General features: G+C 56.4%; 11 protein-coding genes. 8 read left to right on the top strand and 3 right to left on the bottom strand.

All coding sequences use genetic code 11. The features are described from left to right. The first annotated feature begins 81 nt into the window (after positions 1-81). The 8 genes from IE087_RS07890 (at position 82) to IE087_RS07855 (ending at position 10042) form a co-directional block, all read left to right on the top strand. Positions 82-846, top strand: coding sequence for a WecB/TagA/CpsF family glycosyltransferase (locus tag IE087_RS07890; protein ID WP_189368763.1), 765 nt, complete (start codon positions 82-84; stop codon positions 844-846). A 200-nt stretch (positions 847-1046) separates the two neighbouring features. Beyond that, on the top strand, positions 1047-2174 hold the full coding sequence (locus tag IE087_RS07885) for a Gfo/Idh/MocA family protein (protein ID WP_189368762.1): 1128 nt from the start codon (positions 1047-1049) through the stop codon (positions 2172-2174). Then, on the top strand, positions 2162-3133 hold the full coding sequence (locus tag IE087_RS07880) for an NAD-dependent epimerase/dehydratase family protein (protein ID WP_189368761.1): 972 nt from the start codon (positions 2162-2164) through the stop codon (positions 3131-3133). Before IE087_RS07885 ends, IE087_RS07880 begins: the two co-directional genes overlap by 13 nt. Next, positions 3130-4383 (top strand): glycosyltransferase, encoded by a 1254-nt coding sequence (locus IE087_RS07875; protein WP_189368760.1) that lies wholly within the window; start codon positions 3130-3132, stop codon positions 4381-4383. The genes IE087_RS07880 and IE087_RS07875 overlap by 4 nt, the downstream gene beginning before the upstream one ends. Continuing rightward, positions 4380-5351: a glycosyltransferase family 2 protein gene (locus IE087_RS07870; RefSeq protein WP_189368759.1), complete on the top strand. Its 972-nt coding sequence runs from the start codon at positions 4380-4382 to the stop codon at positions 5349-5351. The genes IE087_RS07875 and IE087_RS07870 overlap by 4 nt, the downstream gene beginning before the upstream one ends. A 12-nt stretch (positions 5352-5363) precedes the next feature. Next, positions 5364-7472, top strand: coding sequence for an NAD-dependent epimerase/dehydratase family protein (locus tag IE087_RS07865; protein WP_189368758.1), 2109 nt, complete (start codon positions 5364-5366; stop codon positions 7470-7472). Positions 7473-7894: 422 nt separating this feature from the next. Next, positions 7895-8470, top strand: a complete 576-nt coding sequence (locus tag IE087_RS07860; RefSeq protein WP_189368757.1) for a P-loop NTPase family protein — start codon at positions 7895-7897, stop codon at positions 8468-8470. 3 nt (positions 8471-8473) lie between these two features. Next, complete coding sequence (locus IE087_RS07855) at positions 8474-10042, top strand: GumC family protein (protein ID WP_189368756.1); 1569 nt, start codon at positions 8474-8476, stop codon at positions 10040-10042. Positions 10043-10061: 19 nt separating this feature from the next. Here the strand turns inward: IE087_RS07855 and IE087_RS07850 are convergent, their stop codons facing one another. From IE087_RS07850 to IE087_RS07840, 3 genes are all read right to left on the bottom strand, one after another. After that, the gene (locus IE087_RS07850) at positions 10062-11378 is read right to left on the bottom strand and encodes a hypothetical protein (RefSeq protein ID WP_189368755.1); all 1317 of its coding nucleotides are present in this window, start codon (positions 11376-11378) and stop codon (positions 10062-10064) included. A 12-nt stretch (positions 11379-11390) separates the two neighbouring features. Further along, a complete protein-coding gene (locus IE087_RS07845) occupies positions 11391-12005 on the bottom strand; it encodes a polysaccharide biosynthesis/export family protein (RefSeq protein ID WP_229801309.1) in 615 nt (204 codons plus the stop codon). A gap of 166 nt (positions 12006-12171) precedes the next feature. Beyond that, entirely contained in the window at positions 12172-12894 is a 723-nt protein-coding gene (locus IE087_RS07840; RefSeq protein WP_189368753.1) for a sugar transferase, read from the bottom strand. Positions 12895-12931: the final 37 nt, after the last annotated feature.

Genomic DNA, 12931 nt, shown 5'->3' with positions numbered 1-12931 from the left:
TACCAGTATTCAAGATCGAACGACCCGGACGGGCGGTTCGATCCGCAATTTCTTTGTTCTCTTACAACCAGATGGTTAGCGATGATTAAATTTAGTGCAGGCGATCATAGCGTTAAAATCACGATTCCGTCGAGTCAGGATTTGGAAACAGCGGTTGGCCAGTGTTTCGACAGTCGACAAGGGTTCGCTTTAGCGACGCTGAACCTCGACCATGTGGTGAAATTGAACAGCGACAAGGCTTTTCAGGACGCATATGCGCAACATGAGTTTGTTACCGCAGATGGAAATCCGATTGTTTGGCTTTCTCGTTTGGCGGGTAGCCAAATTGAACTTCTGCCCGGGTCTGATCTGATGTTGCCACTGTTAAAAATGGCGGCACGATATGAGGTTCCGGTGGCTTTTGTTGGCAGCACGGAAGCCGCATTGAAAGCAGCAGCAATTGCAGTGAAGCAGCAGGTGCCTGACATTGATATCAGGCACACAATCGCCCCACCTTTTGGTTTTGACCCGGAAGGCGAAGACGCCGCCAGAATACTCGATCTGCTTGCAAAAACAGAGGTCGGTTTGTGCTTTGTTGCTCTTGGTGCGCCCAAGCAAGAACGTTTTGCTGCTTTTGGGCGCCGCCGCGCACCTGACATCGGTTTCGCTTCCATCGGAGCTGGCATTGACTTTCTTGCTGGGCACCAAACCCGTGCGCCTGCGTGGGTCAGACGGATGTCCATGGAATGGCTTTGGCGCGCAGCACGCAGCCCGCGCCGTCTGGCCATGCGATATGCACGATGCATTGCCATTCTACCCAAGCTTGCATATTCGGCGATTTCTCAACGCAACAACCAAAGAGTGTAATTGTTTGGTGGTGTTGTAACTTTGCATCATTGAGGCCAAAAAGTGTTTCTGTCGCAGTCCATTCTCGCGACGTCATTGTACTAAATGCCGTGCTGGTGCCGTAATTGTGCCAATTTATTTTGATTGAAAAATTTGATGCAGTTTATCATTTCTCCAGGACGTGCTCGGGAGAGCCTGCCCCATGCTCGGGAGCACTTTGAATGACACATATGGTGTCCCTGATCGGGTGCGGTTTCGTCGCCGACCTCTACATGCGCTCACTTCAAGCCATGGACGGCATTGAGGTCATGGGAGTCTATGACCGCGATTCCGCGCGCCTTTCCGCTTTTTGCGCGCATTGGAACGTGCCTTCTCAACCCGATCTGGCGTCGCTGTTGGATGCTCATCCACGCGATGGCTTGATTCTGAATTTGACCAATCCCGAAGCACATTTCGAGGTAAACCGTACATGTCTCGAGGCCGGTTTTCATGTTTACTCTGAAAAACCGCTGGCCACGGATTTGGATGATGCAAAGGCGTTGCATGCCTTGGCTGAGGAAAAGTCTCTTATGCTTGCATCCGCGCCTTGTTCCGTTCTGGGCGAGGCCGCGCAGACGCTGGGGCACGCACTTCGACATGATGTCGCGGGCACACCGCGGTTGATCTATGCCGAGCTTGATGACGGCTTTGTGCCACAGGCCGCATATAGCAAATGGATGTCAGAGAGCGGCGCGCCTTGGCCTTATGAAGATGAGTTTCGCGTGGGGTGCACACTTGAACATGCGGGCTATTATCTGAGCTGGTTGATATCGTGGTTTGGATCCGTGCAAAGCGTCACTGCTGCGTCTGCCGAGACGATACCAGACAAGACCGGACAGGGGCCTATGGCTCCGGATTTTGCGACTGCTACCCTGTTTTTCAAAAACGGTCCTGTCGCGCGTCTGACTTGTTCGATCGTGGCACCGCATGATCATTCGATCCGCATTATCGGCGATAGGGGAGTGTTGGGGTGCGATGCTGCCTGGGACAATGGTGCCAAGGTGCATTTCGCGAAGCGTGTGACCCTGCGCCGCCGCCTCATGGAGCTTCCATTCAAGCGCCGCATCCGGATTCCGGGTACGACCCATCCAAAGGTCAAACGTTGGGGTGCGGCGGCCATGAACTTCATGCTTGGCCCCGCTGAAATCCTTGAAGCGATCAAAACGGGGCGAAGCTCACGACTGTCAAACGACCACGCATTGCATATGACCGAAGTGACGTTGGCCATGCAGAATGCTGGCCAGACGGGTGGTGCACAGTTGATGACGACAACAGCAGAGCGGATGGAGCCGATGCCATGGGCGCTCTAGGCACAGTTCTGTTGACCGGTGCCACCGGGTTTGTCGGTGCCGCAACCCTTGCTGAACTGCGCGCGCGCGGCCATGCGGTTGTCGCCCTTTATCGAACTGCACTGCCGTCAACATGGGCAGGTGACGCGGGCATTTATCCAGTGCGCGCCGATTTGGCCGACGCAAATTGCGTGCCCGTGATTGTAAACGCGCTGGAAAACGTTGAAACGGTCGTTCATTGCGCCGCAGCCATGTCGGGCAGCGCGGAACGCCAAGCACGTGACACTGTCGAAGGTACGCGTCATCTGTGCGACGCCGTCGCCCAATCCGGATTATCCCGGCTGGTTCTCGTCAGTTCCTTGGCGGTGTATGATCCGCTGGCTGTTGATGCCAAGCGCATCCTTGACGAAGTTACTCCGCTTGAGACACCGGCATTGGCCCGGGATGCCTACGTGCGTGGCAAGCTTGAGCAGGAAGCTGTTTGTGCAGAACTTTCTGGAGTTGATCTGACGGTTCTAAGGCCAGGTATCGTGTATGGGCCGGGCAGAGCATGGAACGCTCATGTCGGCGCCGGGTTAGGGCCGGTGTTGTTGCGCCTTGGCGGTGCCGGTGAACTGCCGCTTGCTCATGTCAAGCATGTGGCACGTTCAATTGCCGATGCTGCGGCTTTTGATGGCGCAGTGGTATTGAATGTTGTCGATGATGACCGCCCGGATCGGTACCGTTTCCTGAAAGCGTTCGCTGAATCTGGCTGGCCACGATTTGTTGTTCCCGTGCATTGGCGTGTTTTGGATGCCGTTGGCCGCGTCGTCGGACCAATTTGGCGCAACAGGCCGGGCCTGCTCAGGTCAGCTGTTCTGCGCTGGCGCATGGGGCCGATGCGGTACTCGAATACAGCGCTGCACAGCAGTCTTGGGTTCACCCAATCAGCTCCGTTTGAAACCCTGATGGGTGATGCCTTGAGCGAGGCACAACAATGAGCCGGTTGTCCAAGCTTGCCTACCTTACGGGTGAATACCCTCGCGCGTCCGACACCTTCATTCAACGCGAAGTGGCTGCCTTGCGGGAACTGGGGCACGAGGTGGTAACGTGCTCAATTCGTCGGACAGGGCCCGAACATTTGGTTGGCCCAGAGCAGCGCGCTGAACACGCCCGAACGTTTCAGGTTCTTCAGACAGCCAAGAATCCTGTAACGTTGATCAGGGCGCATTTGCGCTGGATGAAAACACCGGGCCGATATCTCTCTGCCCTTCGGCTGTCGTGGTCAACGGCTCCCAAAGGCGTGCGGGGACGGCTTTTTCAGCTGTTCTACTTCGCCGAGGCAGGTGTGCTGGCGGCCCATCTGGCCGATGAAGGCGTCGAACATCTGCACAACCATATTGCCAAGGCCTCCTGCACTGTCGCGATGCTGGTCAACGCACTGAGCGGTTTGCCGTACAGTTTCACCATTCACGGACCGGACATCTTTTTCGAACCACATCACTGGCGCATTGATCAAAAGGCGGCAAACGCCCGCTTTGTTGCCTGTATCAGTGAATTTTGCCGATCGCAGTTGATGTGTTTCTCGGATGCCAACCATTGGTCGCGTTTTCACATCGTCCATTGTGGTATCGATCCGGAACGGTACGCGGACCCGCCATCACATGACGGCCACCGCCTGTTGTTCGTCGGGCGGCTTGCCGGGGTGAAGGGTGTGCCGGTGCTGTTTGATGCAATAGGTCGTCTCCGCGACCTGCATCCCGAATTGCACCTCACATTGATCGGTGATGGACCAGACCGCGCCTCATTGGAGGCACGTGCCAGAGCCGAAGGCTTAAACGACGTGGTTTCGTTTTTGGGGTATCAGTCGCAAGATGAGGTCGCGGCCGAGCTGGCCCGGACGGACGTGTTTGTTTTGCCAAGTTTTGCCGAAGGTGTACCAGTTGTGTTGATGGAGGCTATGGCAGCGCAGGTCCCCGTCGTAACCACGCAGATTGCAGGCGTGCCCGAACTGGTCGAGGATGGTAAGAACGGGCGGTTGGTCGCTCCGGGGGACGCAGATGCCTTGGTTGAAGCCTTGTCGGAACTGCTGTCTGAACCCGACAAACGTCGCTCGCTAGGAGCAGCTGGGCGCAGCAAAGTCAGTGTCGGGTATGACATGCGCAAGGAAGCCGCTTGGCTGTCGCAGATCATTGAAAACTACGCTATGGACAGTGGCACCATCGAGAAACGCCCCGAGGCCATCACATGACACCCGTCGATGTTGTTTTGATTGGTCGGAATGAAGGCGAACGCCTTGTCGCGGGCCTTGCGTCGTTGGAGGGGGCTGCGCGCCGCGTTGTCTATGTCGACAGTGGTTCCACCGATGGCAGTGTCGATGCCGCGAAACAAGCCGGCGCGGAAGTCGTGGAATTGGATATGAGTGTCCCCTTCACCGCGGCCCGTGCGCGCAACGCTGGTTTCGACGCGCTGATGGCCTCTAGTCCCAAGCCAGATATTGTGCAGTTTATTGATGGTGACTGCCGATTGGTCGAGGGCTGGATTGATGCCGCACGCGCGCATCTGGAAGCTGACCCCCAGTTGGGTCTTGTGACGGGTTGGCGGTGCGAAATTCACCGGGATGCATCGCTGTACAATCAACTTTGCGATTTTGAATGGCATCGACCCGCGGGCGAGATCTTGGCGTGTGGTGGCGACATGATGGTACGCGCGAAGGCCGTTTCGGCAGTTGGAGGGTTCGACCCCACCGTGATCGCGGCGGAGGATGATGAGTTTTGCACACGGCTGCGCAAGGCCGGATGGAGGCTTGAGCGGATCCCGATGGACATGACCCGCCACGATGCCGCGATGACCCGCTTTGGCCAATGGTGGCAGCGGGCGATCCGAACCGGGCATGGGTTTGCGCAAGTTGGATACCTGCACCCAGATTACTTCGTCAGCGAACGCCGCCGTGTTCTCGTTTATGGTCTGGTTCTTCCGTTGATCGCCATCATCGGTGGCTTTTTTAGCTGGTGGATTTTGATCCTTGCACTGGCGGCCTACGGGCTAAGCTATGTGCGCACGGTACAAGGTCTTGTACGAGAGAGCTTGCCACGCGCAGAAGCGCAGCGTCACGCCGTTCTGCTGACATTGTCCAAATTCCCGAATGTCATCGGGATGGCTGTCTTTCATTGGCGACGCCTGCGTCAGGCGCAAATGCGCATTATCGAGTACAAATAAGAGGTTTACGACATGGCGAACGGCAATACCCGGGTGGGGCTTATCGGTGCAGGCTATATTGCGACATGGCATGCTGATGCGCTCCGTGCGACCAGCGGCGTCACACTTGCTGCTGTGTGCGATGTGTCCGAGGGTGCGGCGCGCGGCTTTGCCGAAGGGTATGGTATTGCGGCGTTTACCTCTGTTGCCGATCTGATCGCGAGCGGAACCTGTGACGCCGTTCACATCCTCACGCCGCCGCACCTTCATCATTCGCTTGCTATTCAGTGTTTGCAGGGCGGATTGCACGTTCTTGTAGAAAAGCCTGTCGCCGAGAGCGCAACCGAGACCCGGGAAATAGAAGCGGCCGCGCAAAAGGCAGATCGCCGCTTTCATGCGGGTCACAACTTTCTTGGAATGCCTGCCTATGCCCGATTGAAGCAGATGATGCAGAAGGGTGATCTGGGCCGAGTGTCAGGCGTTGATATCAAATGGTGTTTTCCACTCGCGCCGCTGCGGTCCGGGCCGTTTGGTATTTGGTTGCTGCGTGAACCCAAGAACCTGTTGCTGGAACTTGGGCCGCACCTAATGGGGTTTGCGGTAGATCTCTTTGGCAAGCCGGACATTCTGCACGCCGAGCTCTCGCATCCTATTGACTTGCCGGGAGAGGATACACGCCCCCAAGGCTGGCGTATTCTGGCGCGGGCAGGGCATGTCAACCTGACGTTTGACATCGCCCTTGTCGAAACGGTTGATGATCGGTCCGTTACCGTTCGTGGGTCTTCGGGTCGGGCACGGTTCGACTATGCAGCGGACACATTGATCGTCGATAGGGAAAACGCATCAGACCTGGTGATCAATCCGCTGAGGCGGCAGAGTGACATGGGCTGGCAGCACCTGCGTGAAGGCATGCGAAACGCCACGCGGCAACTCGGATCGCTAAATGCCAAGTCGCCATATGGATTGAGTTTCCGCGGCATGAACGCGGCGATCTACAACAGCCTTGGCAATTCGCAAAAACCGGATCAACGCTTCTCTGGCGATACGGCCGTGACCGTCATGCAAGCCCTCGATGATGCATTGGCGCTGCTGCCCGACGAAAAACTCAAACCTGCGGCGCCGACGGTGCAAACGCGCAAACCTAAACCAACTGCAATGGTGATTGGAGGGACGGGTTTCATTGGACGTGCACTAACACGTCGCTTGGTGCGTGACGGCCACGATGTGCGCGTTGTCAGCCGTGGCCGGACGGGACCCTTCCCGGATTTGCCGGATACTGTGGAAACCGTTGGCGTATCATTACACGACACAGCCGCCCTGACCGAAGCGATGCAGGGCATCAATGTGGTGTTCAATCTGGCCAAATCGCTCGACAAAACTTGGGAAGACTGCCTGAAGAACGATGTTGGCGTGGCAACTGGTGTCGCCGACGCGGCGCTTGCCGCTGGGGTCAAGCGGTTGGTCTACACCGGCACGATTGCCAGCTACGATATGAGTGATCCCGCACGGAAAATCACCGAGGATGTCGAGTTCCCAGAGGACATGTCAGACCGCAATCTCTATGCGCGGTCGAAGGCTGAATGCGAACGCCAGTTGATGGCAATGCACCGTGATCGGGAGTTGCCGCTGGTGATTGCACGCCCGGGAATCGTTGTCGGCGAGGGGGGGCCGCTTCAACACTGGGGTATTGGGCGGTGGCATGGTGCGGGTGCTGTCCGTATCTGGGGCCATGGCCGCAACATTCTGCCTTTCGTGCTCAACGATGATGTGGTCGACGGCTTGGTCCGAATGATCGACACTGACGCTGCTGTTGGACAGTCCTTCAACTTGATTGGTGAACCGATGCTGTCGGCGCGCGGCTACTTCGATGCAATTCATGATGCGCTTGGTGCGCGTATCCGGGTCAGCTCCGGAAACCTGCTCGCATTCTACGCCTCGGATGCATTCAAACACCTTCTCAAGAAATACGCGCTACGAAAGTCTGGGCTGATCCGACCATCCCTCGCGGATTGGAAGAGCCGCGCGCATCTGTCCCCCTTTGTGAACGCCAAGGCCAAGGACGTGCTTGGCTGGCGTCCCGAATCCGACAAGCAGACCTTCATCGAACGGTCGATTTCACAGGCAAACTTGTTTGGGTTCTGAGATTACATGATTAACGCTTTTTTCCTTGCGACTTGGCCGAAACGGCATTTGGCTGTAACGTTTTACAAAGATGTGGCGTTCATCCCGGGGAAGGGTGCGCGTTACGCCCGCGGGCAAAGCGGGGTGTGCATTTTGCATGGTGAACTCAACCGCGAGGGAAGGGGAAAGACGGGAAGCGGGTGTTTCGCATGACGGACCTATTTAGAGACCCTGGTGCGGCATCGGGTATTGAGTTTCGCCGCAGCGCTAGCCGAGTAAATGGAAGCAACGATGAAAAACGGATGCCCAAACAGGACATCAGGCGACCTTTGACAAACGACATCTGGTCCCAACTTGAACTGTCAGTTCCGTCTCCCGCTATTTTGCGGCGCCAACGGATCGTAGCACTTCAAACATCAGAGGCTGCATCGCAGCCTATCGCGATGCTTCGGACGCAACTTCTGCAAGCGATGAAGACACATGAGTTCGATGCTTTTGCCGTGTCCAGTGCGACAGCGGGGTGCGGAAGTTCGTTTCTGGCTATGAACCTGGCCTTCTCCATGGCCAAACAGAAAAACCTGCGCACTGTACTCTTGGATCTCAACTTGGGGCATCCTTCATTGGCGAAACGTCTGGGGGTGCCGGAAACCGTTGATGATTTCAGTGCGTTTGGTGGCACAATGGATATTCCCAGGAAAGTTGTCCGGCTTGGTGAAAACCTTGCGCTTGGCTACACGACGCACGCGATCAATGATGCGAGCGAACGGCTCCAGAACGTTTCGAACGGTGGCATTATTGATCAGGTGCGGCAGGTTCTGCAGCCTGATGTCATCATTGCGGATACGTCTCCGATCCTGCGCAGCGACGAATTGATCGCACTTGCCCCGCAATTGGGTGGTGTGTTGCTTGTCGCTGACGGCCAACGCACGAAGGCGAACGAAATCACAGCTGTTGAAACGCTGCTGAAGGACCGAACCCGCTTGATTGGCGTTGTACTTAATCGCGGCAAGGGAGCTTGATCCATGGGACCGATTCAGTCTTTCGGTGATTTCATTGGGATGGTCCTGCGCCGTTTCTGGGTGATGGCAGCCGTGTTTTTCCTCGGTGTTGTTGCAACGATGATCGTTGTTGTCGAAATGACGCGCGTCTACGAAACAACGGCGGTCATCGAATTTGACACACCAAATACCCCTGGGGGGGACGCAGGGATAACGGTTCAGCCCAACAGCGGTGCGCGGCAGGTGCAGCTGATCGAACAGCGCCTGATGGCGCGTGAGAGTTTGACCGAGATAATCGAACGGTATGGTCTGTTCACTGATATGGGTGAACTGACGATGGTCGAACGTGTAGCAGCATTGCGCGAGGCGACCACGTTCCAGCAGGTTGCAGCTGTTCAATCTGGTGGCTTTGGATCCGATGGACGACTGTCTGCGATGCTGATCACTGTGCGGTTGAACGATCCATTGATCGTTGCCGATCTTGCCAACGAATTTGCACGGCGCGTTGTCGATGACACTTTCCGGTCGGTCGCAGAACGGACCAGCGAAACGCTGCTTTTCTTTCAAGAGCAGGAGGTGCGGATTGCAAAGGAAAGCCGTGAAATCGAGGCGCAAATTTCAAGCTTTAAGCAGCGCAACCAGGAAGCGCTGCCCGAGGGGCAGGAATTCCGCCGCGATGAGTCCCAGCGGTTGCAGGAAAGTCTTCTGACCATCGAACGGGAAGTACAGGAACTGCAGCGAGAGCGGCGCGTGTTCGATACGTTTGGGACACGGTCAGTTTTGAGCACCGCAGGCTTGGGCGCTTCGGCTGATAGCCCCGTTACGACACTTGAAGCAGAATTGCGTACCCTTGAAATCGAGTTGGCACAGGCGCGTCGCTTGCTCGCTCCGACCAACCCCGATATCGCACGGTTGGAAGCGCAAATTGAAGTCCTTAATGGGCGTGCGGATGCGCTACGCGCCGAGGCGCGAGAGCGTTTTCTGGCAGACATAGACAGCCAGATTGAGCTTCTGAATGGCCAGAAAGAGATCATATCCGAACGTTTGGCCAATTTGCAGATCGCGATGGCCGAAGCGCCGAGTGTTGAGATCGAGCTGGGGTCTTTGACGCTGGAACTGACCCGCGTCCAAGAGCGTTATGCGGTGGCCACGAGCCAGTTGGCGGAGGCGGAGAATGCGCAGATGCTGATCGAGGCACGGCAGTCGGACAGTATGAGGTTGCTGGAACCAGCAATTGTGCCAGAGTTTCCAGTTGGCCCAAGTCGAACGCGTACCATGCTGTTGGGCGTTGGCGTGTCCGGCCTGTTGGCGCTTGTGATCGGCTTCCTGCTAGAGCTGATGAACCCGGTTCTCCGGACCACCCATGCCGTGGCAAACCGAACGGGACTTATGCCAGTTGTGTCTATTCCCGAGATACGCAGTACCGGGGGAAGCGCTCTGGGGTTTGGTCGACAGTTGGTCAGTGCGGCGCTGTTCGTGCTGTTCTGCATCGGCGTTTTGTACCTGGGGACCCAGATCAGCCCAAACTTCGAGGCCATCGTGACGGATGTGACGAATGATGGTTTGGAGTTGCTGGGAACCGCATCGAACTGAGGCCCCAAAAGGGTAGGGACTAGAAGAGCCCTTCGGTATCAAAGGTCACCCGCATGAAGATGCTGTGTGACGACGAAGAGCCATCAAGAATCTCGTCTCTTGTTCTGAACTCGTAGCCTGTGTGTAACGCAGTATTGCGACCAAGATCGCGACGGTAGCTGGCGCCAATTGAAAAGGAGGGTTCGCTTCGGGGATCGCCTTCAGTATCGGTTGAACTGAACGCAAGGGCCAGCCCCAGTTGTGACAGTGAGTTCAGTTCAAAAAGATACCCCATGCCCAGAAAAGCTGTGGTTTCCTCGGGGTCAGTGGCATCGCCCGGGGCGACGTCATAGCTGGCGCGCGCAACGAAAAGCCCATTGCGGTTTGTTCGGGACCAATCAAGCGACGTCGCAAAAGAACTGTCGTCGGCCACGTCACTTCCCGAGAATGACAGGCTGAGTTCAGACTGGGGCAGGGACCAGACAGCGGACAGTGATCCGGTCAGCCCTGTGTCATCAGTGGTGATGCCAAACGAACGTTCCTGCTCCCAGATTGGTCCCAGTTCTGCCGACAGGCTGAAAGTGGATGTCGGTTCGTAATCAACACCAAACAAAAGGCTTGTGCTCTCTGACCTGGTGTCGGCGAGATCATCTTCTTCTCTTGATGCGACTTCCAATCGAAACCGCCCCGTTACAGCAGAGGAAAGGGCCAGGCGGGCGCCGATATCTGCAGATACGCTCAAGCTGTCTTCGAGGTCTGGGTCCGTGGTTTCAGAATACTCCGTCAGGATGGCCGAAACGCCAAAATCAAAGGCCAAGGGCATATCACGCCCCGTGTCCATTCGGGCCGTGACGACGGATGTGCTGCGCGTACCCGCACCTTCAAAGTCATCGGGAGCGCTCAATGGCAGCAATGTACCGTCATCCCCGATGACGCCGGTGTACACGTCGGTGAAAGCAATCGCATCGCGCATGTGGCTTGCAGAGAATTGCAAACCTGAACGGGCTGCATCGCGACGGTAGTCGAATTGAACAAACGGGTCAGACGCATCATTCGACCCCGGTTGCGTGAATGATGGGGCCAATCTGAACGTCGTACCAGCGGTCAGAGCAATTCTTTGGGTGCGTGTTTCGCTCGAGATGCCGAAGGCGAGCTCGGTTGCGCCGAACCCTGCACCACCCGAACCCAATGACTGGAGTGCAAAATCGGTTTCCGCAGTGAAACTTTGCGCGGCGGTGAAACGATATTGCAGGCCACCCGGACCAAGGTCCTGCGGTACTGCCGCCGCTGGTGCGAGACCAAACAAGGCCGAAAGACCCAGTGCCCTGCGCCAGCCGATGATCACATTGTCCGCCACCAGCCTATGGTCCTATTCGAACAGGCGCCGTTCAGGAACTATCAGAACATCACCTTCCTTGACGAGGAATGCAGGGGCCGAGCCGCGGCCCTTCAACACTTGCTCGATGTCGAATTGGTACAGCCGTTCTTGACCGGTTTTGGGGTCGGCGCGGCGCAATTGAATGCGGTTTGTCGCTGCGAAGCGGGTGGGTCCGCCAGCAGCGGCCACAAGTTGCAATAGGGAGGTTTTCAGGCGGACTTGCAGGGCGCCTGGCGTGTTCATTTCGCCGGTCACGTAGACAGTCATTGTTTCTTCGGGCAGCGGCGGTTCGCGCGGAATGCGAGGACGGAGTGCCCGCAGCGATACGAACACATTGGGTGTCTCTGCAAAGTTTGGACGCAGTGCAGTTGAGAGCGCGCTTTCAATCTGCTTCAGAGTACGACCACTGGCGCGAACCTGACCAACGGGTGGAAAAGTGATCATTCCACCGGGTGTCACCAACAATTCGCGGTTCAGCGTTGTGTCTTCTGACACTTCGATCAGGATAGTGTCACCTGATTTGATCCGGTAGTTTTGTGCCATCACCGATGAGGTGATGCACGTCAAAAACCAAGCGGACAGCAAAATGAGACGCCGTATTGTCATGCTCAATCCCTCGATCAATGCGCCCCGTCTTTCGCAGGCCGTCACTGTTTGTATCACGATTTGAGAGGTTTCAGGGCGCTGTATGCGCCCTGAAACGTCAGAATATGTTCAGGAGTCACCCTATAGCGACACTTAGCGAAACTGCAATGCGCCCCGCGTATGCACGTCAGTGCCCGTTTGCTTTGACGACCACTGAAACAGTGCGTGCCATAATGCTGAGATCCACTATGAACGTACACTCATTTTCGTAACGGGTGTCGAAATGTGCCCGCTCAGCAAAAGTGGAATCGTTGCGGTCCGACACCTGCCAGAACCCGGTAATGCCTGGGCGCAGACGGAAGTACGCAGACCCGGGATACAGCCGCTTCTGCTCAGTCATAATCGGTCGCGGCCCGACGAGGCTCATGTCCCCGATCAGAACGTTAAACAACTGCGGCAGTTCATCGATCGAAGTCTTGCGAATGATACGTCCGATAGGCGTGATCCTGGGATCGTGACGTAGCTTTTGATAAGCGTCCCATTCGCGCCGCGCATCCGGGTTTGCACCGAGATGTGCTTCCAACAGTTTCTTTGCATTCGGAACCATGCTCCGAAGCTTCCACATGCGGAACACTCGACCGTCCCGACCGACGCGGTCTTGCGAATAGAATGGGTTCGCGCCGTCGCTCAGAGCAATCCCAAGAGCTGCGAGTGCAATCCACGGCAGAACGAAGGGCATCGCCATCAATACAACTGTCACATCAAGCACACGCTTGAAGCCAGCCGCATAGATCCCGTTCCCTCGATCTGCTGATGATCGGTCTGTACGACCATGTACACTGGCTACGCCACTTGATGTTGCAGCACTGTAACCGACGCCTAAAATCGAATTTCGTCGTTTAGTTTTCATAACCAAACCCCCAGATACCAATTTACACACAAAATTT

Origin of the sequence: Tateyamaria omphalii (assembly GCF_014651375.1) — a bacterium.
In the GTDB taxonomy this organism is placed as follows: domain Bacteria; phylum Pseudomonadota; class Alphaproteobacteria; order Rhodobacterales; family Rhodobacteraceae; genus Tateyamaria; species Tateyamaria omphalii.
This window is presented reverse-complemented; position numbering and strand designations above follow the sequence as displayed.

Bases quoted from the DNA above. Each gene is read 5' to 3' on its own strand.
- IE087_RS07890 (WP_189368763.1), top strand. From the start codon at position 82: ATGATTAAATTTAGTGCAGGCGATCATAGCGTTAAAATCACGATTCCG.
- IE087_RS07885 (WP_189368762.1), top strand. From the start codon at position 1,047: ATGACACATATGGTGTCCCTGATCGGGTGCGGTTTCGTCGCCGACCTC.
- IE087_RS07880 (WP_189368761.1), top strand. From the start codon at position 2,162: ATGGGCGCTCTAGGCACAGTTCTGTTGACCGGTGCCACCGGGTTTGTC.
- IE087_RS07875 (WP_189368760.1), top strand. From the start codon at position 3,130: ATGAGCCGGTTGTCCAAGCTTGCCTACCTTACGGGTGAATACCCTCGC.
- IE087_RS07870 (WP_189368759.1), top strand. From the start codon at position 4,380: ATGACACCCGTCGATGTTGTTTTGATTGGTCGGAATGAAGGCGAACGC.
- IE087_RS07865 (WP_189368758.1), top strand. From the start codon at position 5,364: ATGGCGAACGGCAATACCCGGGTGGGGCTTATCGGTGCAGGCTATATT.
- IE087_RS07860 (WP_189368757.1), top strand. From the start codon at position 7,895: ATGCTTCGGACGCAACTTCTGCAAGCGATGAAGACACATGAGTTCGAT.
- IE087_RS07855 (WP_189368756.1), top strand. From the start codon at position 8,474: ATGGGACCGATTCAGTCTTTCGGTGATTTCATTGGGATGGTCCTGCGC.
- IE087_RS07845 (WP_229801309.1), bottom strand. From the start codon at position 12,005: ATGACAATACGGCGTCTCATTTTGCTGTCCGCTTGGTTTTTGACGTGC.
- IE087_RS07840 (WP_189368753.1), bottom strand. From the start codon at position 12,894: ATGAAAACTAAACGACGAAATTCGATTTTAGGCGTCGGTTACAGTGCT.